The organism is Pseudomonas sp. FP2294 (assembly GCF_030687625.1).
Taxonomy (GTDB): domain Bacteria; phylum Pseudomonadota; class Gammaproteobacteria; order Pseudomonadales; family Pseudomonadaceae; genus Aquipseudomonas; species Aquipseudomonas shahriarae.
The window spans coordinates 1,684,311-1,705,030 of the sequence record NZ_CP117441.1 but is presented as its reverse complement, the minus strand read 5'-3'; the positions used below and the strand labels follow the sequence as shown (position 1 = coordinate 1,705,030).

Below are 20,720 nucleotides of genomic sequence, written 5' to 3'. Positions count from 1 at the left end.
CAGCCACCCTTAGTAAGTCCGAATCTTCGGTTCAAACGTCGGAACCGTCTTCGGCGAGAAGTTCACGGCACGCTTGGTTACGCGCTTGTCACCCGGGAAGTACAGGGTGTGGCACAACCAGTTTTCGTCATCGCGATCTTCAAAGTCTTCACGAGCGTGAGCACCACGGGATTCTTTACGAACCTCGGCGGCAATCGCAGTCGCTTCAGCCACTTCCAGCAGGTTTTGCAGTTCAAGGGCCTCGATACGAGCGGTGTTGAACGCCTGGCTCTTATCGTTGATCTTGACGTTGGCAATCCGCTTGCGCAGGTCTGCCAGCTGGGTAATACCCTTCTGCATGTATTCGCCAGTACGGAATACACCGAAGTAGTTCTGCATGCAGCTTTGCAGCTCGCGACGCAGGGTTGCTACGTCTTCGCCATCAGTACGCTCGTTCAGAGCATTCAGGCGTGCCAGGGCAGCCTCGATGTTGGCGTCGGTCGCGTCATCGTATTCGATGCCGTCGGTCAGGGCTTTTTCCAGGTGCAGGCCGGCAGCGCGGCCGAATACCACCAGGTCGAGCAGCGAGTTGCCGCCCAGACGGTTGGCACCGTGAACCGATACGCAAGCCACTTCGCCTACCGCGAACAGACCATGAATGATCTCGTCCACGCCTTCGGCGTTCTGGGTGATCGCCTGGCCATGAATGTTGGTCGGCACGCCGCCCATCATATAGTGGCAAGTTGGAACTACTGGTACTGGAGCAACCACCGGGTCGACGTGTGCGAAGGTCTTGGACAGTTCGCAGATACCTGGCAGGCGGCTGTGCAGCACCTCTTCGCCCAGGTGATCGAGCTTCAGCATCACGTGGTCGCCGTTCGGGCCGCAACCGTTGCCGGCGATGATTTCTTTAACCATCGAACGGGCAACCACGTCACGACCGGCAAGGTCCTTGGCGTTCGGAGCATAACGCTCCATGAAACGCTCGCCGTGCTTGTTGATCAGGTAACCGCCTTCACCACGGCAACCTTCTGTAACCAGTACACCGGCGCCGGCGATGCCGGTTGGGTGGAACTGCCACATTTCGATGTCTTGTACCGGCACGCCTGCACGCAGGGCCATGCCAACGCCGTCACCGGTGTTGATCAGGGCGTTGGTGGTCGAAGCGTAGATACGACCTGCACCGCCCGTCGCCAGCACGGTAGCCTTGGCGCGGATGTAGGTGGTTTCACCGGTTTCGATGCAGATAGCGATCACGCCGACGAATGCGCCGTCCTGGTTCTTCACCAGGTCAACCGCGTAGTACTCGTTCAGGAACGTGGTGCCGGCTTTCAGGTTGCCCTGATAAAGAGTGTGCAGCAGCGCGTGACCGGTACGGTCGGATGCCGCGCAGGTACGGGCAGCCTGGCCGCCTTTACCGTAATCCTTCGACTGGCCGCCGAATGGACGCTGGTAGATACGACCCTGTTCGGTACGGGAGAACGGCAGACCCATGTGGTCCAGCTCGAACACCGCAGCAGGGCCTTCCTGACACATGTACTCGATAGCGTCCTGGTCGCCGATATAGTCGGAACCCTTGACGGTATCGTACATGTGCCAGCGCCAGTCATCGTTCGGATCCGCAGAAGCGATGGCGCAGGTGATGCCACCCTGGGCCGATACGGTGTGGGAACGGGTCGGGAACACCTTGGTGATCACGGCAGTCTTGTGACCACCCTGGGCCAGCTGCAGTGCAGCGCGCATGCCGGCGCCGCCGCCACCAATAATGATGGCGTCAAAAGAAATCGTTGGAATGTTAGCCATGAATCAGATACCCCAGAGAATCTGCACACCCCAGACGAAGTAAGCGAACATCGCGACGCCGCATACTGCCTGGAAAAGGAAACGTACTGCAGTCGCGGACTTGCCCAGCGCCATCGGCGTCAGGTAGTCGGTCGCGATGGTCCACATGCCGACCCAGGCGTGAGCACCCAGGGCCACAAGGGCGAGCAGACTGAAGATACGCATCCCGTTGTGGGAGAACAGACCGTGCCATTGGGCGTAGCCAATGCCAGGGTTTGCAACGAGGTACCCGATCAGGAAAATGAAATAAGCCGCGAGAACGACCGCAGACACACGCTGCGCCATCCAGTCATAGAGGCCTGAACGCGATAGGTTCGTAACGCTGGTTACCATATCCAAACTCCTGCCAGAACGATCAGCACCACGGAAATGGCGATGATGATTTTCGAGCCCAGGCGGCCGCCTTCCAGCGTCTCACCGATGCCCATATCCATGATCAAGTGGCGCACACCGGCTACCAGGTGATACAGCAGAGCGGACAGGAGGCCCCATGCTACGAACTTGGCCAGCGGGCTGGTCAAGCATGCCTTCACCTCGGCGTATCCTTCCTCGGAACCCAGGGATTTGCTCAATGCATAAAGCATGATGCCCAAGCCCAGGAACAGGATGATGCCGGAAACACGGTGCAGGAACGACGTAACGCCGGTGATGGGGAGTTTGATGGTCCTTAGGTCTAGGTTTACAGGTCGTTGGCTATTCACGGCTTTTTTTCACACTGAAGAGCCCCTAACAATCAGGGCAAAGTTGTTGGGGAGTGCACTGGTCAGGTAAGCACCACCCAGGGAGTGCGACCCCCAATGAAAGCAAGCCCAAAAGCCCTTGGCGGTCGGTGGCCGAGTATAGACAGTTAGGCTACTAATGACAACGCGCACTCCTCACCCTAATAGCTGATTGCGCTGACGGGATAAAAGGCGTAAACGGCAGGCAATTTCGAGGAAAAAGTACGGTTAAAGCCTTCTGGAGCAAGACTTTAGGCAAATTGACATCTGGATTTATATCAATATAGTGGTGCGGGCCCTGCGTGGGGGGTCTGTCTGATGATTTGAAGCATAAATAGGAGGCCACATGGCTGACAAAAAAGCGCAGTTGATCATCGAGGGCGCAGCCCCCGTCGAGCTGCCCATTTTAACCGGCACCGTTGGTCCCGATGTTATCGACGTACGGGGCCTGACGGCCACGGGCCGTTTCACTTTCGACCCAGGCTTCATGTCGACCGCTTCTTGCGAGTCGAAGATTACCTATATCGACGGCGACAATGGCATTCTGCTACATCGCGGCTACCCGATCGAACAACTGGCCGAGAAATCGGACTACCTGGAAACCTGCTACCTGCTGCTAAATGGCGAATTGCCAACAGCCGAGCAAAAGGCCCAGTTTGTCAGCACCGTGAAGAACCACACCATGGTTCACGAGCAGTTGAAGACCTTCTTCAACGGCTTCCGTCGCGACGCGCACCCAATGGCCGTCATGTGCGGTGTAGTCGGCGCCCTGTCGGCCTTCTATCACGACTCCCTGGACATCAATAACCCGCAGCATCGCGAAATCTCCGCGATCCGCCTGGTTGCCAAGATGCCCACCCTGGCCGCAATGGTTTACAAGTACTCCATGGGCCAGCCCATGATGTACCCGCGCAACGACCTGACGTACGCGGAAAACTTCCTGCACATGATGTTCAACACCCCGTGCGAGATCAAACCGATCAGCCCGGTACTGGCTAAGGCCATGGACCGGATCTTCATCCTCCATGCCGACCACGAACAGAACGCCTCGACGTCCACCGTGCGCCTGGCGGGCTCCTCGGGTGCCAATCCGTTCGCCTGTATCGCCGCGGGCATCGCTGCACTGTGGGGCCCTGCCCACGGCGGTGCAAACGAAGCCGTATTGACCATGCTCGATGAAATCGGCGATGTGTCCAACATCGACAAGTTCATCGCCAAGGCCAAGGACAAGAACGATCCGTTCAAGCTGATGGGCTTCGGTCACCGGGTCTACAAGAACCGCGACCCGCGCGCCACCGTCATGAAGCAGACCTGCGACGAAGTGTTGAAGGAACTGGGCATCAACAACGATCCGCAACTCGAACTGGCCATGCGCCTGGAAGAGATCGCGCTGACCGACCCGTACTTCATCGAACGCTCGCTGTACCCGAACGTCGACTTCTACTCGGGGATCATCCTCAAGGCGATCGGCATTCCAACCAGTATGTTCACCGTGATCTTCGCCCTGGCGCGGACCGTGGGCTGGATCTCCCACTGGAAAGAAATGCTCTCCAGCCCGTACAAGATTGGCCGCCCGCGCCAGCTGTACACCGGCTACGAGTCGCGTGACATTACCAAGCTGGAAGACCGCAAGTAAGCATTCAACTGCTTAGCTGCATTGAGAACGGCCTCCCTTAGTGGAGGCCGTTTTGTTTGTGCTGCCTGACATACCGCTTTCGCGAGCAAGCCCACAGTTGACCGCATTTCAAAGGATGAACGCGGTCAACTGTGGGCTTGCTCGCGAAGGCAATAGCGCAGGCAACACAGAACCCCAGGCAAAAAAAACCGGCCTTTCGACCAGGGCATTTCTTACTGAGCTACAACCTAAGTGGTTGACCGCCCCGCTCGCCCCAGGCCAGTCTGCGAACGCACAAACTGCGGGAAGCGCTTTCACTGCCGCCACCGACTTATCGGTGATGGAGAAGAGCCAGTGATCATCCAGAACAGCGCCGGGTACTCCCATAGCTGACCGCATCGCCCGGGCGAACATCATTCAACTGTGGGAGCCAGGCTTGCCCGCGATGAGGCCGACCCAAACACTACAAATCATCCAGCCAAAAAAATGCCCCGGCCTTTCGACCGGGGCATTTCTTATTGAGCTACAACCTTAGTGGTTGACCGCCCCGCTCGCCCCCAGGCCAGTCTGCGAACGCACAAACTGCGGGAAGTACAGCGCCCGTTCTTTCACTGCCGCCGCCGACTTGTCGGTGATGGAGAAGAACCAGATACCCACGAACGCGATGATCATCGAGAACAGCGCCGGGTACTCGTACGGGAAGATCGCTTTTTCATGGTGCAGGATCGAGACCCAGATGGTCGGGCCCAGGACCATCAGGCCAACCGCACTGACCAGACCCAGCCAGCCACCAATCATCGCGCCACGGGTGGTGAGGTTTTTCCAGTACATGGAAAGCAGCAGCACCGGGAAGTTACAGCTGGCGGCAATGGAGAACGCCAGGCCGACCATGAACGCGATGTTCTGGCTTTCAAACAGGATACCCAGACCAATCGCCAGCACTGCCAGGGCGATGGTGGTGATCTTCGACACGCGAATCTCATCCTTCTCGTTGGCCTTGCCTTTCTTGATCACGCTGGCATACAGGTCATGGGACACCGCCGAAGCACCGGCCAGGGTCAAACCGGCAACCACCGCGAGGATGGTGGCAAACGCCACGGCCGAGATGAAGCCCAGGAAGATACTGCCGCCCACCGCGTTGGCCAGGTGCACCGCCGCCATGTTGTTACCACCCAACAGAGCGCCTGCTGCATCCTTGAACGCCGGGTTGGTGCTGACCAGCAGAATCGCGCCGAAGCCGATGATAAAGGTCAGGATGTAGAAGTAGCCGATAAAGCCAGTGGCATACAGCACGCTCTTGCGGGCTTCTTTAGCGTCACTCACGGTGAAGAAGCGCATCAGGATGTGTGGCAGGCCAGCTGTACCGAACATCAGGGCCAGGCCCAGGGAGAACGCCGAGATCGGGTCTTTTACCAGGCCGCCAGGGCTCATGATCGCCTCACCTTTAGGGTGAACCTTGATCGCCTCGGAGAACAGCAGGTTGAAGTCGAAGTTGACGTGCTTCATCACCATCAGTGCCATGAACGAAGCACCGGACAGCAGCAGCACTGCCTTGATGATCTGTACCCAGGTGGTCGCCAGCATGCCGCCGAACAACACATAGAGGCACATCAGGATACCCACCAGGATCACCGCAACATGGTAATCAAGGCCGAACAGCAGCTGGATCAGCTTGCCGGCGCCGACCATCTGCGCAATCAGGTAGAACGCCACCACCACCAGCGAACCACAAGCCGACAGGCTGCGGATCTGGGTTTGCCCGAGGCGATAGGACGCTACGTCGGCAAACGTGTACTTGCCCAGGTTACGCAGGCGCTCGGCGATCAGGAACAGAATGATCGGCCAGCCCACCAGGAAGCCGATCGAGTAGATCAGGCCATCGTAGCCAGAGGTGAACACCAGTGCGGAAATCCCCAGGAAGGACGCCGCCGACATGTAGTCGCCGGCAATCGCCAGACCGTTCTGGAAACCGGTGATCTTGCCGCCAGCGGCATAGTAGTCAGCCGCCGAATTGTTACGCTTGGACGCCCAGTAGGTGATGCACAATGTTGCGCCGACAAAGGCGACAAACATCAGGATCGCCGCAACGTTCAACGGTTGCTTGTGCACTTCACCGGTCAATGCGTCCGCCGCCCAAACGGCAGGAGCAAAAAGCGAAGCGCCGAATACAGCCAATAGACGACGGATCATTGCGCAGCCTCCTTGAGAATCGCATTGTTCAGGTCGTCGAATTCGCCATTGGCGCGTCGCACGTAGATGCCTGTGAGCACAAAGGCCGAGACAATCAGCCCAACCCCCATCGGGATCCCCCAGGTGATGGACGACTCAGGGCTGATCTTGGCCCCCAAGACTTGTGGCCCATAAGCAATCAACAGGATGAATCCGGAATACAGCCCGAGCATGATCGCCGAGAGAATCCAGGCGAACCTTTCCCTTTTTCTGACCAGCTCCTTGAAGCGCGGGCTGTTTTGAATCGAGAGGTAAATGCTGTCGTTCATTGTTTTTATCCTCGCAGCACAGCTTTTTATTATTGGGACATATCCACTGTATGCGGCTGCGGGAGAGGTTCCAGACGACCTTAGTCTTAGAACCAGTGTAACGAGGGTTTGGGAGGTGACAGAAACAATTGCGGGAGGGAGCTTATGGGAGAGCTGGCTTGCCCGCGATGGCGGTGAATCAGTCAGGTATCCATCAACTGATCCACCGCCATCGCGGGCAGGCCAGCTCTCACACAAGGCCCATCACCAATACTTTTCAGGGGGTCAAGGAGCGGTCCACTCAGCCACACGCTCAGGGTGCTTGGCCACCCAATCCTTGGCCGCCGCATCTGGCTTGGCACCTTCCTGGATAGCGAGCATTACTTCGCCGATTTCATCCTTGGAGGCCCACTGGAATTTCTTCAGGAATGCCGCGACTTCCGGGGCTTTCTTTTCCAGGCCCTTGCTGCCGATGCTATTGACCGTCTCGGCGGCGCCATAGATGCCTTTTGGATCGTCAAGGAAACGCAGCTTCCACTTGGCGAACATCCAGTGTGGCACCCAGCCGGTCACCGCAATGGAATCCTGCTTGTCTTCGGCACGGGTCAACTCAGCGATCATTGCCGCCCCGGAACTGGCCTGCAGCTTATAGTCCAGGCCATATTGCTTGATGGCTTCGTCAGTCTTGAGCATCACGCCTGAACCGGCATCAATGCCAACGATCTTGTTCTTGAAGGTGGTGTCGGTCTTCAAGTCCTCGATGGACTTGGCCTTGACGTACTCCGGCACGATCAAACCGATCTTCGCATCCTTGAAGTTGGGGCCGTAGTCGACCACTTTGTCCTTGTTCTTGGTCCAATACTCGCCGTGGGTGACCGGCAGCCAGGCCGAAAGCATGGCGTCAAGTTTGCCGGTGGCCACGCCCTGCCACATGATCCCGGTGGCAACCGCCTGCAGTTTCACGTCATAGCCCAGTTTTTGCTTGATCACTTCAGCCGCCACGTGGGTGGTGGCGACACTGTCCGACCAGCCGTCCACATAACCGAGGCTCAGGGTCTTGCTGTCGGCGCTGGCCAGTGTGGAACTCATCGCAACTACCAAGGTGGCAGCTGCGCCCAAGAGTCGTCGCATCTTCATAGTGCTTCCCCGAAAGTGCTGCGCCCGACGGATGCCGAGCGACGTCAACCTGTTGTCATGTGGTGCCGTTCGATCATCAACCTGCTGAACCTGTGGACCTGCTCTGACTACGACCTCAGCGGAGCAAGAAACGACATCACAACGCCAGCAGGAAAATTCCTAGGACGCAGCGTCAAAATCCCGCCCGAACTTTGCATGTCAAAATTATGCGGTCCCCCTGAAAACCGGCAAATACAGGTAAGATGCGCGGCTTTGTTCCCACACGGCCTGACCATGACCGCGACTGCCCGCTTCCCCTTCATGCCTTATGTATTTGCCTTGCTGCTCGGCCTGTTCGCGCTGGGCGGCTACTGGTATGGCCTCGGCCAGCCAGTAGTGCTGCCGGACGTCGCCAGCGCCAGCCACAAGTTGCAATGCGCGTCCTACACGCCCTTCGACAAGGACCAGTCACCGTTCGACCAGCCGTTCAAACTGCGCCCCGAGCGCATGGACGCCGACCTGGCATTGCTGGCCACGCGCTTTGAGTGCATCCGCACCTACTCCATGACCGGCCTCGAAGCCCTGCCGGACCTGGCGCGCAAACACGGCCTGAAGTTGATGATCGGTGCCTGGATCAACAGCAACCCGGTGGACAACGCCAAGGAGGTCGACCTGCTGATCGCCTCGGCCAACGCCAACCCTGACGTGGTCACGTCGGTGATCGTCGGCAACGAAGCCCTGTTGCGCAAGGAAATCACCGCCACGCAGTTGGTGAAGCTGATCGAAAAGGTGAAAAGCCAGATCCAGCAGCCGGTCACCTATGCCGATGTCTGGGAGTTCTGGCTGCAACACCCGGAAATTGCCCCGGCGGTGGATTTCCTGACCATTCACTTGTTGCCGTATTGGGAAGATGACCCGGCGGGGATCGACCAGGCCCTGCGCCATGTCGGCGATATTCGCCAGACCTTCGGCAACCGCTTCGCCCCCAAGGACGTGATGATTGGCGAAACCGGCTGGCCCAGCGAAGGCCGCCAGCGGGAAACCGCAGTGCCGAGCCGGGTCAACGAAGCCAAGTTCATTCGCGGTTTTGTCGCCATGGCCGAAGCCAATGGCTGGCATTACAACCTGATCGAAGCCTTTGACCAGCCGTGGAAACGCGCCAGCGAAGGGGCGGTCGGCGGTTACTGGGGGCTGTTTGATGCCGAACGCCAGGACAAGGGCATCCTGGCCGGCCCGGTCACCAATGTGCCGTACTGGCCGCTGTGGCTGGGCGTTGGCGGGCTGATCCTACTGGGCACCCTGGTGCTCGGCGGGCGTGTGCGCAGTACCCGCGCCGCGTTGTTGCTGCCGTTGCTGGGCGCGGTGGCGGCGGGCTCGATTGGCAGTTGGGCCGAACTGACCCGAGTGACCGCGCGCTTCACTGATGAATGGATCTGGGCTGGGCTGTTGCTGGCCCTGAACCTGTTGGTGCTGGCCCATGGGGCCCTGGCCTTGAGCGCTCGCCAGGGTTGGCGCGCACGGGCCTACGCCTGGCTGGAGCAGCGCGCTGGCTGGTTGATTGCATTCGCAGGGTTCGCCACGGCGGTAATGATGCTGGCACTGGTGTTCGACCCACGCTACCGCAGCTTCCCCACTGCCGCCCTGCTGCTGCCGGCGCTGGTCTACCTGCTGCGCCCGGTCAGGGGGCCACGCCGGGAAATAGCCCTGCTGACCTTCATCATCGGCGCCGGCATTGCACCGCAGCTGTACCGCGAAGGCTTGATGAACCAGCAGGCCCTGGGTTGGGCGCTGGTCAGTGTGTTGATGGTTGCAGCCTTGTGGCGCTGCCTGCGGGTGCGCAATCCCTGAGATCGCTATCGCACCGCTCCCACATTTTGATTTGTGAATACATTCAAATGTGGGAGCGGGTTTGCCTGCGATGAGCATCGGTATCTACACAACTCTTTAGCTTATTGGGTTTGTGTACATATCCGTTGCTGCGGTCACGGCCACTTAGGGTTCCGCCCTGACGGCGGCTCACTTTGGAGAAGCGCCAAAGTAAGCAAAACGCTCTTGCCGGTATGACTCACCCACATGGGTTACAAATCAGTTCACGCACATAGGTAACAGTTATTAACTGGCAGGGTCGATTTTGTGAGGATCTGACCATGCCCTGGGAAGAGCTGAAACCTATGGACCTCAAAGTGATGTTCATCGCCGCCTATTTGGCTGAAAGAGATACCTTTAGCCAGCTGTGCCGCGACTACCAGGTCAGTCGAAAGACTGGCTACAAATGGGTCGAACGGTACGAGGCTGAAGGACCCAGAGGGCTCGAAGAACGTAGCCGGTGCCGGCACAATCAAACCTATGTTGTGCCTCTTGCTATCAGGCAAGCAATTATCGAGCTTCGTTCTATCGGGGAGACTATTCCCGGGCCGAAGAAGATTCAGAACGACTTGCGCCAGCGTTTTCCCGGGCAGGATCCACCCTCGAAAACCACCATTTACAACATCCTCAAGGCCGCTGATCTGATTGCACCTCGACGTGTGCGTCAGCGCGTGGCTGTCTATCCAAAGCCCCTGTGCAAGGCAGAGACCCCAAATCAGCTCTTTAGCGCTGACTACAAGGGGCAGTTTCTGACAGGGGCCGGAGTGTGGTGTTATCCGCTGACGATCATGGACCATGCCAGCCGCTTTCTACTGGCCTGCCAGGGCATGCGCAATACCAACTTCAAAGAAACCCAACAAACCTTCGAGCGTGTTTTTCGCGAGTATGGCTTGCCTGAACGTATTCGGACCGACAACGGCATACCGTTTGCCAGCACGGGCCGTGCAGGGTTATCACAGCTGTCGATCTGGTGGCTGCGGTTGGGGATTATCCCTGAGCGAATTGAGCCCGGCCGCCCAGATCAGAATGGGCGCCATGAAAGGATGCACCGAACCCTGAAAAGCACTTTGCCCCAACCAGCGGCGATTGCTTGGGAAGCTCAGCAGAAACACTTTGATCGCTTTATGCAGCACTATAATCATGAGCGAGGGCACGAGGCGCTTGGCCAGAAAACACCAGCCTCATGTTATTTGCCCTCACCCCGCGCTTACCCGGAAAAGCTGCCTGAAATGGGGTATGCGAGCCACGTGGAGTGTTACCTGGCTGATAGTAATGGAATCATCAATCGAGCAGGTCTTAGGATCTACATAGGCAATCTGCTCAAGCATCAGACCATTGGAATGGAGCTAATTCGAGATGATGTCTGGGAGGTGATCTTCGGGCCTGTGATCCTAGGCCGTGTCGATGCTAGAGACGCAAAGAACGGGTATGTTTCAATCAAAGTGTCACCTATGTGAATGCACTTTTTTGTAACCTATGTGGTTGTCCCGTACATGCCCCACCACTCGGTGCCTCGCCTAGGCTCGGCATGCCCGCAGTCAGGCATTGCTCCGTGGGCCCGCCGCGATCGGCCATCCATGGCCGTGTCGCGGCTACCCCGGCATCCATGCCGGGGTGCCCACTGCGCAATACCTGCCTGCGGCCAGCGTGGTTTAACGGGGCGCCTAAGATCAAAAGCCAGATCAAAAGTAGAGCAACAACAAAGCCAGAGCGCGAAGCTGCATTCCCTGTGGGAGCTGGCTTGCCTGCGATGACGGTGTCTCAGCCAATACATTTATCGACTGATACAGCGCCATCGCAGCGATGCGGCGACCCGACAAGCCAGCTCCTACAGGGAGACCGCGCGGGCCGTCGGCTTCTCCAAAGTGACCCGCCGTAAGGGCGGAACCAATAGCCGCCGTGACCCCAGCATCGGATATGTACACAAACCCAATAAGCTAAAGAGTTGTGTAGATACCTATGCTGCGATTGGCCCTATCAGGCAGCCCGAGGCGCCCTGACCAACCGCAACCCGGCAATCACCAAGGCAAACACCGCAAAATTGGTGTTGTACAACGCCAATGCCGGAATCCCGAACGCCAGCCCCAACACCGCCAAACCCCAACCGGCACGGCCTGGCAGTACAAACGCCAGCACCGAGGTGACCAGCGCCGCCCAGCCCATGACCTTGAAGTGGATCATCAAACCCAGGTTCGCCCGTAACTGGCACTCCCAGCGGCTGGCATCGTCAACGCAGATGCCCACCCACTGCCCGTCCTCCATAAACCCATAACGGGCGCCATAACTGGCAGCCAGCCATAACGGCAAGGCCAACAGCAGCAGGATCAGCGGCAAACGACGGGACATAAGGGCACTCCGATAGACGAAAACGGCGCCCAGCTTAATCTCCCCAGGGCCATTGGCAAGGGTTGCGCACAGATAACTATTCATCAAAGCGTGCCAAAGTGTATCGTCTGCATACTATTACCTCGATTCCTATGTTTTTTCCGATATTAAGTGCCGATGGCTGGCACTTCGGCGATAACGCGGTGGTCATAGCCTGCGAACTTCATTAAGCACGTTTCCTCTTAGGGATTTAGTCATGCTCCGTTCCTTGCGCTGCGCTGCCCTGTTGGGTGGCCTTTTTTTGAGTGCGTCAGCACTGGCGGTCGACGTCGACCCGGCCAGCTATGGCTATCCTTTGACCAACCCGTTCGAAGCGACCATCGCCACAACGCCACCGGACTTGCGGCCGGATTTGCCATCCATTGATGACATCAACCAATCCGACTACAACCTGAACATGCGCCCGGAGCGTGAATTCAGCCTGCCCGACAACTTCTGGGCGGTGAAGAAGCTCACCTACCGCATTGCCAAACAGGATCGCGCCGCGCCACTGATCTTCCTGATCGCCGGCACCGGCGCGCGTTTTGACAGCTCTCTCAACGAATACCTGAAAAAGCTGTACTACAAGGCCGGCTACCATGTCGTCCAACTGTCGTCGCCCACCAGCTTCGACTTCATCAGCGCCGCCTCGCGCTTTGCCACACCCGGCATCACCCAGGAAGACGCCGAAGACATGTACCGCGTGATGCAGGCCGTGCGCGCACAAAACGCCACGCTGCCGGTCACCGACTTCTACCTCACCGGCTACAGCCTGGGGGCGCTGGACGCGGCGTTCGTCGCCAAACTGGACGAGACACGACGCAGCTTCAACTTCAAGAAAGTGCTGCTGCTGAACCCGCCGGTCAACCTCTATACCTCCATCACCAACCTCGACAAGCTGGTGCAGACCGAGGTCAAGGGCATCAACAACAGCACCACCTTCTATGAGCTGGTGTTGAACAAGCTGACCCGCTACTTCCAGCAAAAGGGCTATATCGACATGAACGATGCCCTGCTCTACGACTTCCAGAACTCCAAGGAGCACCTGACCAACGAGCAGATGGCGATGCTGATCGGCACCTCGTTCCGCTTCTCGGCGGCCGATATCGCCTTTACCTCGGACCTGATCAACCGTCGCGGCCTGATCATCCCGCCCAAATACCCAATCACCGAAAGCACCAGCCTCACGCCGTTCCTCAAGCGTGCGCTGCAGTGTGATTTCGACTGCTACCTGACCGAACAAGTGATCCCGATGTGGCGCGCCCGCTCCGACGGCGGCAGCCTGCTGCAACTGATCGACCAGGTGAGCCTGTACGCCCTCGAGGATTACCTGCGTGACAGCCCGAAAATCGCCGTGATGCACAACGCCGACGACGTGATCCTCGGCCCTGGCGACCTGGGCTTCTTGCGCAAGACCTTCGGCGATCGCTTGACCGTCTACCCGCTGGGCGGCCACTGCGGCAACCTCAATTACCGCGTCAACGCCGACGCCATGCTGGAGTTTTTCCGTGGCTAAACATCTCCTGCTTCTTGCCGCCTTACTCTGTGCAGGCGTTGCCAACGCGGACAACAGCAAGGCTCATGCACCGACCGTGATCGACCAGGATGGCTTCAAGGAGCCCTTGAGCAAGCTCAAGTTCAACCCTGGCCTGGATCAGCGCGAGTTCGAGCGCTCGACCCTCAACGCCCTCAACGTCTATGACCCGCTGGAGTCGTGGAACCGTCGGGTGTACCACTTCAACTACCGCTTCGACCAATGGGTATTCCTGCCCGTGGTCGACGGCTATCGCTACGTCACCCCCAGCTTCCTGCGCACCGGGGTGAGCAACTTTTTCAACAACCTGGGCGATGTGCCCAACCTGATGAACAGCCTGCTGCAACTCAAGGGCCACCGCTCCCTGGAAACCACCGGCCGCCTGTTGGTCAACACCACTATCGGCATCGCCGGGCTGTGGGACCCGGCTACCGCCATGGGCCTGCCGCGCCAGAGCGAAGACTTCGGCCAGACCCTGGGCTTCTACGGCGTACCGGGCGGCGCCTACCTGATCCTGCCGATCCTCGGCCCATCGAACCTGCGCGACACCGGTGGCCTGCTCGTCGACTACACCGCCGAATCGCAGATCAACTACCTCAACGTGTCCGAGGTCAGCTCCAACCACCCGGAAATCTGGGCCCTGCGCGCAGTAGACAAGCGCTACCAGACCAGCTTTCGCTACGGCCAGATGAACTCGCCGTTCGAGTATGAAAAAGTGCGGTATGTATATACCGAGTCGCGCAAGTTGCAGATTGCCGAATAACTTTACCCAGCGTGCAAAAAGGCCATCGAAACGTTCGATGGCCTTTTTTTTCGGCTGTCAGCAGCCCACCCCTCGGAACCAGTTCGTACGCCCCTGCCACTTAAAGTCCAGGCCCCCATGCTGATAAGCCCGACACAAAACAGGCTGACCGCACTCTGCCCACCTCGAACTTTCCAGTGGAACTTCAACATGACGATATCGGTTTCCCAACCCACCCTCACGGCACCCACCCTCGCCGCGCCCCCGACGGCTGAATCCCAAGCCTCAACAAAACCTCATCTGGACGCCCCCAGAGGCGCCTATGGCCGACCGCGCGGCGATAATCGCAGCGCAGGGCAAATCTTCAAAGACACCCCGATCCTCAAGGACATCCTCAAACAAGATGGTCCTTTTGCAAGCAACTTCATCAATCAGCTTAAGCAGCAAACCGGCGATTGGAGCGCAGCCAATCGCGACCCCGAATCACGTGCCAATGCCGCCTATAACCTGGCCAAAGTGGCAACCTATATTGATGGCCGCGAGGACTTGGAGCGTCAGGGCCCAGCCCAGCAAAACGATCAGCACGTACAGGGTTTTGGCCAGTTCGGCAGTGTTTCCGCAGGCTCGGAAGCGCAGCTGTTCAAGGCGTTCAGCGAAAAAGGCTACAGCGCGCTGCGGTAACGCCTAGCCCCTCAAGGCGCGCCACGCCTTGCTCGCTACAGACACCAGCGCCAGCACCACCGCCCCGGCGATGATCCCCGCGACGGCATTGAGCAGGGTCGGCACCAGCCAGGAGATGCCACCGATACTCTGGCTCACGCTTTCAATCCAGTGATGCACCGCGGGCACGCCGTGGGTGAGGATGCCGCCACCGACCATGAACATTGCCGCCGTGCCGATCACCGACAGGCCTTTCATCATGTACGGTGCGGTTCGCAGAAGTCCGTTGCCGATATCACGTACCCACTGGCCGGGCTTTTGCGACATCCACAGGCCCAGGTCATCGAGCTTGACGATACCGGCCACCAGGCCGTACACGCCGATGGTCATGACCAGGGCGATGCCCGACAGCACGATCACTTGCTGCATCAACGGCGCATCCGCCACGGTGCCCAGGGTGATCGCGATGATTTCGGCCGAGAGGATAAAGTCGGTGCGGATGGCGCCCTTGATCTTGTCCTTTTCGAAGGCCACCAGGTCCGTTGCCGGATCGGCCACGGCTGCGACCAACTGGGCATGTTCGGCCTGATCTTCGGCCTTGCTGTGGAGGAATTTATGAGCGAGCTTTTCAAAGCCCTCGAAACACAGATAGGCGCCGCCGAGCATCAACAGTGGGGTGACCGCCCAGGGCGCGAAGGCGCTGATCAACAGCGCGGTGGGCACCAGGATCAGCTTGTTGATAAACGAGCCCTTGGCAACCGCCCACACCACCGGGATTTCCCGCTCGGCGCGCACGCCGGAAACTTGCTGGGCATTGAGCGCCAAGTCATCCCCCAGCACCCCGGCGGTTTTCTTGGCGGCCATTTTTGTCATCAGGGCCACGTCGTCGAGGACGGCGGCGATGTCATCAATCAATACCAACAAGCTGCTTCCTGCCATGAATCGGACGTCCTTAATGTGGGATATTTCGCAGCATAGCGTGGTACAAAGCGTCGCGGGCAGATTCTTGAGGCCCGCGGATCGCCGGTGCTACCATGCGCAACCGCCTGTCCTGGCAAGGAATCATCTGGTCTATGAGCACCATTCGCGAGCGCAACAAAGAACTGATCCTGCGGGCAGCCAGCGAGGAGTTTGCCGACAAGGGCTTCGCCGCGACCAAAACCAGCGACATCGCCGCCAAGGCCGGGCTACCCAAACCCAACGTCTATTACTACTTCAAGTCCAAGGACAACCTCTACCGCGAGGTGCTCGAAAGCATCATCGAGCCGATCCTGGCCGCCTCCACCCCCTTCAACCCGGACGGTGACCCCAAGCAAGTGCTGAGCAGCTATATTCGCTCGAAGATCAGCATCTCCCGCGATCTGCCCTTTGCCTCGAAAGTGTTCGCCAGCGAAATCATGCACGGCGCGCCACACCTGAGCCCCGAGCAGGTGCAGCAGCTCAACGCCCAGGCCAAGCACAACATCGACTGCATCCAGAGCTGGGTCGATCGCGGCCTGATCGCCGCCATCGACCCCAACCACCTGATGTTCAGCATCTGGGCAGCGACCCAGACCTATGCCGACTTCGACTGGCAGATCTCAGCGGTGACCGGCAAGGCCAAGCTGGATGAGGCCGATTATGAAGCGGCGGCGCAGACGATTATTCGGCTGGTGTTGAAGGGGTGTGAGCCGGACTGAGGGACCGTGGTGTGGCTATCGCAGGCAAGCCAGCTCCCACAGGTCCCGTGCCAGACACAAAATGTATGAACACCAAAAGTCCACTGTGGGAGCGGGCTTGCCCGCGATAGCAATCGCTCAGACACATCCTGCCAAAAGCCTGCCCACCAAACCCAGCCTCCCGAATCTAGCCTCTCAGAACACCTTCTGGAGAGAGGCAATGGAATGCCTGACCTACCTGCATCAAACCGCCAGCGCATCGGGCGCTACAACGAACCTAATCGAATCTATCACCTCACCACCAATACACTGGATCGCACCCCGATATTCGAGGATTTCAAATTAGGTCGATTGGTGGTTCAACAATTTAGAAACGCTCAAAGCCAAGGGCTAGTGACCTCGCTGGCCTGGGTAGTCATGCCTGATCACTTCCATTGGCTGATCTCACTGGATAAGGGCTCTCTGGCCGATTTGATGCGCCAGGTGAAATCCAAAAGCACCCGGGTGGTCAATGCGGTAGCTGGTCGACAGGGACGCCTATGGCAACCCGGCTTTCATGATCATGCCGTGCGCCAGGAAGAAAACCTTGAAGGCATCGCTCGATACATCGTTGCCAACCCTCTGAGGGCCGGCCTTGTAAAGACGTGCGGCGACTATCCGCTGTGGGATGCGATCTGGTTATGAGCGCATACCGAGTCGCCAGCATCGCAGGCAAGCCAGCTCCCACAGGGATTAGCATAAGTCGGACAATGTGCGCCCGGTACACATCAGGTGTGGGAGCTGACCTGCCTGCGATGGCTATCGCCCAGTCACCTCAACATCAAGCACTCACCCCCGCATCCGCCAACAACCCCACCCCTTCAATCGCGCTGATCGCGCACTGCTCATCAATATCCGACGTATCCCCACTGATCCCGATCGCCCCCAGCACCACCCCCGCCGGGTCCCGGATCAACACGCCGCCCGGCGCCGGCACCACGCCGCCCTGCCCCAGGCTGTTCAGCGCGGCGATAAATGCCGGGCGTTGCTGGGCATCCAGGGCCAGCAGGCGCGAGCCCTTGCCCAGGGCAATCGCGCCCCAGGCCTTGCCGATAGCGATTTGCGGGCGCAGCAGGCTGGCGCCGTCTTCGCGTTGCAGGGTGATCAGGTGCCCGCCGCTGTCGAGCACCGCGATGGTCAGCGGTGCAGCGGCAATGGTGCGGCCAGCGGTGATGGCCTGGCTGACCAGGTTGACTGCGACTTTCAAGGTTAGAGCGCTCATGGGTGCCGTCCTTATCTTGTTATTGAGAAAGCCTTTGGGCTCTGAATGATCAGAAGCCGGATGCAACAAATAGAACACAATAGATTAATTTTTTGTATACAATATTTCGAAACATACGCACCATACGTCGAAATAATCCCGCTAAAAAGCCTTCCGACGAATGCACAGGCGTGAGAATAAAATGGATTGACCTGCGCCGCTCGCCGTGAATACACTTTGAAGCAACACCACTTGTATACAATTACAAAACGCAAGAGACACCAAAACCATGAGCAAAATGAGAGCAATCGAAGCCGCCGTTCTGGTGATGCGCCGTGAGGGTGTAGACACCGCCTTCGGTATCCCAGGCGCCGCGATCAACCCGTTGTATTCGGCCCTGCAAAAGGTCGGCGGCATCGATCACGTCCTCGCTCGCCACGTGGAAGGCGCTTCGCACATGGCCGAGGGGTATACCCGCACCAAGGCCGGCAATATCGGCGTGTGCATCGGCACTTCTGGCCCGGCGGGCACTGACATGGTCACCGGCCTGTACAGCGCCTCGGCCGACTCGATCCCGATCCTGTGCATCACCGGGCAAGCGCCCCGTGCCCGCATGCACAAGGAAGACTTCCAGGCCGTGGACATCACCAGCATCGTCAAGCCAGTGACCAAGTGGGCGACCACCGTGCTCGAACCTGGCCAAGTGCCGTATGCGTTCCAGAAAGCCTTCTATGAAATGCGCTCCGGGCGCCCCGGCCCGGTGCTGATCGACTTGCCGTTCGACGTGCAGATGGCCGAGATCGAGTTCGACATCGACGCCTACCAGCCACTGCCGTTGGCCAAGCCACTGGCCACACGCATCCAGGTCGAGAAAGCCCTGGCCATGCTCGACCAGGCTGAACGCCCGCTGCTGGTCAGCGGCGGCGGCGTGATCAATGCCGACGCCAGCGAGCTGTTGGTGGAATTTGCCGAACTGACCGGTATCCCAGTGATCCCGACGCTGATGGGCTGGGGCACCATCCCCGACGATCACCCGCTGATGGTGGGCATGGTCGGCCTGCAAACCTCACACCGTTATGGCAACGCTACGATGCTCAAGTCCGACGTGGTATTGGGCGTCGGCAACCGCTGGGCCAACCGTCACACCGGCTCGGTGGAGGTGTATACCGAAGGTCGCAAGTTCATTCACGTTGACATCGAGCCGACGCAAATCGGCCGTGTGTTCACCCCGGACCTGGGCATCGTGTCCGACGCCGGTGCCGCGCTGACGATGTTTATCGAAGTGGCCCGCGAGTGGAAAGCCGCCGGCAAGCTCAAGGACCGCAGCGCCTGGCTGCATGATTGCCAGCAGCGCAAAGCCACCCTGCACCGCAAGACCCACTTCGACAACGTCCCGGTCAAGCCGCAACGGGTGTACGAAGAGATGAACCAGGTGTTCGGCAAAGACACCTGCTACGTCAGCACCATCGGCCTGTCGCAGATTGCCGGTGCGCAGTTCCTGCACGTCTACAAGCCGCGCCACTGGATCAACTGCGGCCAGGCCGGCCCATTGGGCTGGACCATTCCGGCGGCACTGGGCGTGGTCAAGGCCGACCCGAGCCGCAAGGTGGTGGCGCTGTCCGGCGACTATGACTTCCAGTTCATGATCGAAGAGCTGGCCGTGGGTGCGCAGTTCAAACTGCCGTACATCCACGTGGTGGTAAACAACTCCTACCTGGGACTGATCCGCCAGGCCCAGCGCGGGTTTGAAATGGACTACTGTGTGCAGTTGTCTTTCGACAACCTCAACGCCCCGGAACTTAACGGTTATGGCGTCGACCACGTTGCCGTCGCCGAAGGCCTGGGTTGCAAGGCCCTGCGTGTGTTCGAGCCGGGCCAGATCCAGCCCGCGCTGCGCAAGGCCCAGGAAATGATCGAAGAGTTCAAGGTGCCGGTGATTGTCGAGATTATTCTGGAGCGCGTGACCAATATTTCCATGGGCACCGAGATCAACGCCGTCAACGAATTCGAAGATCTGGCACTGGTGGGCAACGACGCACCGACTGCCATTTCATTGCTCGATTAAGGAGAACCCCATGCCGCGTTTTGCCGCCAACCTGTCCATGCTGTTTACCGAACAGGACTTTCTCGCCCGCTTCAAAGCCGCCGCCGATGCCGGCTTCAGTGGGGTGGAATACCTGTTCCCCTACGAGTTCAGCTCCGCCGAAATCAAGGCACAACTCGACGCCCACGGCTTGACCCAAGTGCTGTTCAACCTGCCGGCCGGTGACTGGGCCAACGGCGAGCGCGGCCTGGCTTGCCACCCGGACCGGGTCGAAGAGTTCCGCGCCGGGGTCAACCTGGCCATCGCCTACGCCCAGGTGCTGGGCAATACCCAGATCAACTGTCTGGCGGGGATTCGCCCCGCCGGTGTGGATGACGCCACCCTGGAAAAAACCTTCGTCGCCAACCTCAAGTACGCAGCCGACAAGCTGCAGGCGGTGGGGATCAAGCTGGTGATGGAAGCGATCAACACCCGCGACATTCCAGGCTTCTACCTGAACAACACCGCGCAGGCCCTGGCGATTCGCGAACAGGTGGGCAGTGCCAACCTGTTCCTGCAGTACGACATCTATCACATGCAAATCATGGAAGGCGACCTGGCGCGCACCATGGCCACGCACCTGGATCAGATCAACCATATCCAGCTGGCGGACAACCCGGGACGCAACGAGCCGGGCACCGGGGAGATCAACTACCGGTTCCTGTTCGAACATCTGGATCGCATTGGCTATCAGGGGTGGGTCGGCTGTGAGTACAAGCCGTTGACCACTACCGAGGCTGGCCTGGGTTGGCTCAAGAGCCATAACGCCATCTGAGCAACCCCACAGGGGGCAGTGCCAGACCTGCACAACTAATAAAAAGAGGA

19 protein-coding genes are annotated in these 20,720 nt (G+C 58.9%); 10 read left to right on the top strand and 9 right to left on the bottom strand.

Annotated elements, in window-relative coordinates:
• Positions 1-9 precede the first annotated feature (9 nt).
• From sdhA to sdhC, 3 genes are read right to left on the bottom strand one after another with little or no spacing between them, the layout of a single operon-like run.
• Entirely contained in the window at positions 10-1,782 is a 1,773-nt protein-coding gene (gene sdhA / locus PSH73_RS07655; RefSeq protein ID WP_029292672.1) for a succinate dehydrogenase flavoprotein subunit, read from the bottom strand.
• Positions 1,783-1,785: 3 nt separating this feature from the next.
• Positions 1,786-2,154, bottom strand: coding sequence for a succinate dehydrogenase, hydrophobic membrane anchor protein (gene sdhD, locus PSH73_RS07650; RefSeq protein WP_029292670.1), 369 nt, complete (start codon positions 2,152-2,154; stop codon positions 1,786-1,788).
• Positions 2,148-2,522, bottom strand: a complete 375-nt coding sequence (gene sdhC / locus PSH73_RS07645; RefSeq protein WP_003172804.1) for a succinate dehydrogenase, cytochrome b556 subunit — start codon at positions 2,520-2,522, stop codon at positions 2,148-2,150. The genes sdhD and sdhC overlap by 7 nt, the downstream gene beginning before the upstream one ends.
• A gap of 364 nt (positions 2,523-2,886) precedes the next feature.
• On the opposite strand from sdhC, the gene gltA reads away from it, so the two are divergent.
• Positions 2,887-4,176: a citrate synthase gene (gene gltA, locus PSH73_RS07640; RefSeq protein ID WP_003222994.1), complete on the top strand. Its 1,290-nt coding sequence runs from the start codon at positions 2,887-2,889 to the stop codon at positions 4,174-4,176.
• 510 nt (positions 4,177-4,686) lie between these two features.
• On the opposite strand, the gene PSH73_RS07635 is transcribed toward gltA, so the two are convergent.
• From PSH73_RS07635 to PSH73_RS07625, 3 genes are all read right to left on the bottom strand, one after another.
• The gene (locus PSH73_RS07635; RefSeq protein WP_057958982.1) at positions 4,687-6,345 is read right to left on the bottom strand and encodes a cation acetate symporter; all 1,659 of its coding nucleotides are present in this window, start codon (positions 6,343-6,345) and stop codon (positions 4,687-4,689) included.
• Positions 6,342-6,653, bottom strand: coding sequence for a DUF485 domain-containing protein (locus PSH73_RS07630; RefSeq protein WP_057958981.1), 312 nt, complete (start codon positions 6,651-6,653; stop codon positions 6,342-6,344). Before PSH73_RS07630 ends, PSH73_RS07635 begins: the two co-directional genes overlap by 4 nt.
• 264 nt (positions 6,654-6,917) lie before the next feature.
• The gene (locus PSH73_RS07625) at positions 6,918-7,769 is read right to left on the bottom strand and encodes a glycine betaine ABC transporter substrate-binding protein (protein ID WP_057438857.1); all 852 of its coding nucleotides are present in this window, start codon (positions 7,767-7,769) and stop codon (positions 6,918-6,920) included.
• Between the two features lie 273 nt (positions 7,770-8,042).
• On the opposite strand from PSH73_RS07625, the gene PSH73_RS07620 reads away from it, so the two are divergent.
• Positions 8,043-9,596 (top strand): hypothetical protein, encoded by a 1,554-nt coding sequence (locus tag PSH73_RS07620; protein ID WP_057959006.1) that lies wholly within the window; start codon positions 8,043-8,045, stop codon positions 9,594-9,596.
• Positions 9,597-9,895: 299 nt separating this feature from the next.
• Positions 9,896-11,071, top strand: coding sequence for an integrase core domain-containing protein (locus PSH73_RS07615; RefSeq protein WP_047229189.1), 1,176 nt, complete (start codon positions 9,896-9,898; stop codon positions 11,069-11,071).
• Positions 11,072-11,591: 520 nt separating this feature from the next.
• Here the strand turns inward: PSH73_RS07615 and PSH73_RS07610 are convergent.
• Positions 11,592-11,960, bottom strand: coding sequence for a hypothetical protein (locus PSH73_RS07610; RefSeq protein ID WP_057958979.1), 369 nt, complete (start codon positions 11,958-11,960; stop codon positions 11,592-11,594).
• A gap of 235 nt (positions 11,961-12,195) precedes the next feature.
• Here PSH73_RS07610 and PSH73_RS07605 point away from each other — a divergent pair, with 235 nt between their 5' ends.
• The 3 genes from PSH73_RS07605 (at position 12,196) to PSH73_RS07595 (ending at position 14,935) form a co-directional block, all read left to right on the top strand.
• The gene (locus PSH73_RS07605) at positions 12,196-13,494 is read left to right on the top strand and encodes a serine/threonine protein kinase (protein WP_057438855.1); all 1,299 of its coding nucleotides are present in this window, start codon (positions 12,196-12,198) and stop codon (positions 13,492-13,494) included.
• Entirely contained in the window at positions 13,487-14,275 is a 789-nt protein-coding gene (locus PSH73_RS07600; protein ID WP_057958978.1) for a VacJ family lipoprotein, read from the top strand. Before PSH73_RS07605 ends, PSH73_RS07600 begins: the two co-directional genes overlap by 8 nt.
• Before the next feature lie 117 nt (positions 14,276-14,392).
• Positions 14,393-14,935 carry a hypothetical protein gene (locus PSH73_RS07595; protein ID WP_305462185.1) on the top strand — a complete coding sequence of 181 codons (543 nt, stop codon included), beginning with the start codon at positions 14,393-14,395 and terminating at the stop codon, positions 14,933-14,935.
• 3 nt (positions 14,936-14,938) lie between these two features.
• Here PSH73_RS07595 and PSH73_RS07590 read toward each other — a convergent pair whose 3' ends face one another.
• Positions 14,939-15,853: a DUF808 domain-containing protein gene (locus tag PSH73_RS07590; RefSeq protein ID WP_057958976.1), complete on the bottom strand. Its 915-nt coding sequence runs from the start codon at positions 15,851-15,853 to the stop codon at positions 14,939-14,941.
• Between the two features lie 134 nt (positions 15,854-15,987).
• Between PSH73_RS07590 and PSH73_RS07585 the strand changes: the two genes are divergently transcribed.
• Complete coding sequence (locus PSH73_RS07585; protein WP_057438851.1) at positions 15,988-16,593, top strand: TetR/AcrR family transcriptional regulator; 606 nt, start codon at positions 15,988-15,990, stop codon at positions 16,591-16,593.
• A 204-nt stretch (positions 16,594-16,797) separates the two neighbouring features.
• Complete coding sequence (locus tag PSH73_RS07580) at positions 16,798-17,256, top strand: transposase (RefSeq protein ID WP_305462183.1); 459 nt, start codon at positions 16,798-16,800, stop codon at positions 17,254-17,256.
• 136 nt (positions 17,257-17,392) lie between these two features.
• On the opposite strand, the gene PSH73_RS07575 is transcribed toward PSH73_RS07580, so the two are convergent.
• The gene (locus PSH73_RS07575) at positions 17,393-17,833 is read right to left on the bottom strand and encodes a heme-binding protein (protein WP_057438850.1); all 441 of its coding nucleotides are present in this window, start codon (positions 17,831-17,833) and stop codon (positions 17,393-17,395) included.
• 268 nt (positions 17,834-18,101) lie between these two features.
• On the opposite strand from PSH73_RS07575, the gene gcl reads away from it, so the two are divergent.
• A complete protein-coding gene (gcl, locus tag PSH73_RS07570) occupies positions 18,102-19,877 on the top strand; it encodes a glyoxylate carboligase (RefSeq protein ID WP_057438849.1) in 1,776 nt (591 codons plus the stop codon).
• A gap of 10 nt (positions 19,878-19,887) precedes the next feature.
• Positions 19,888-20,670 carry a hydroxypyruvate isomerase gene (gene hyi, locus PSH73_RS07565; protein WP_057438848.1) on the top strand — a complete coding sequence of 261 codons (783 nt, stop codon included), beginning with the start codon at positions 19,888-19,890 and terminating at the stop codon, positions 20,668-20,670.
• Positions 20,671-20,720: the final 50 nt, after the last annotated feature.

Coding starts and splice junctions, on each gene's coding strand:
- sdhA (WP_029292672.1), bottom strand. CDS start 1,782: ATGGCTAACATTCCAACGATTTCTTTTGACGCCATCATTATTGGTGGC.
- sdhD (WP_029292670.1), bottom strand. CDS start 2,154: ATGGTAACCAGCGTTACGAACCTATCGCGTTCAGGCCTCTATGACTGG.
- gltA (WP_003222994.1), top strand. CDS start 2,887: ATGGCTGACAAAAAAGCGCAGTTGATCATCGAGGGCGCAGCCCCCGTC.
- PSH73_RS07635 (WP_057958982.1), bottom strand. CDS start 6,345: ATGATCCGTCGTCTATTGGCTGTATTCGGCGCTTCGCTTTTTGCTCCT.
- PSH73_RS07630 (WP_057958981.1), bottom strand. CDS start 6,653: ATGAACGACAGCATTTACCTCTCGATTCAAAACAGCCCGCGCTTCAAG.
- PSH73_RS07625 (WP_057438857.1), bottom strand. CDS start 7,769: ATGAAGATGCGACGACTCTTGGGCGCAGCTGCCACCTTGGTAGTTGCG.
- PSH73_RS07620 (WP_057959006.1), top strand. CDS start 8,043: ATGACCGCGACTGCCCGCTTCCCCTTCATGCCTTATGTATTTGCCTTG.
- PSH73_RS07615 (WP_047229189.1), top strand. CDS start 9,896: ATGCCCTGGGAAGAGCTGAAACCTATGGACCTCAAAGTGATGTTCATC.
- PSH73_RS07610 (WP_057958979.1), bottom strand. CDS start 11,960: ATGTCCCGTCGTTTGCCGCTGATCCTGCTGCTGTTGGCCTTGCCGTTA.
- PSH73_RS07605 (WP_057438855.1), top strand. CDS start 12,196: ATGCTCCGTTCCTTGCGCTGCGCTGCCCTGTTGGGTGGCCTTTTTTTG.
- PSH73_RS07595 (WP_305462185.1), top strand. CDS start 14,393: ATGCTGATAAGCCCGACACAAAACAGGCTGACCGCACTCTGCCCACCT.
- PSH73_RS07590 (WP_057958976.1), bottom strand. CDS start 15,853: ATGGCAGGAAGCAGCTTGTTGGTATTGATTGATGACATCGCCGCCGTC.
- PSH73_RS07585 (WP_057438851.1), top strand. CDS start 15,988: ATGAGCACCATTCGCGAGCGCAACAAAGAACTGATCCTGCGGGCAGCC.
- PSH73_RS07580 (WP_305462183.1), top strand. CDS start 16,798: ATGCCTGACCTACCTGCATCAAACCGCCAGCGCATCGGGCGCTACAAC.
- PSH73_RS07575 (WP_057438850.1), bottom strand. CDS start 17,833: ATGAGCGCTCTAACCTTGAAAGTCGCAGTCAACCTGGTCAGCCAGGCC.
- gcl (WP_057438849.1), top strand. CDS start 18,102: ATGAGCAAAATGAGAGCAATCGAAGCCGCCGTTCTGGTGATGCGCCGT.
- hyi (WP_057438848.1), top strand. CDS start 19,888: ATGCCGCGTTTTGCCGCCAACCTGTCCATGCTGTTTACCGAACAGGAC.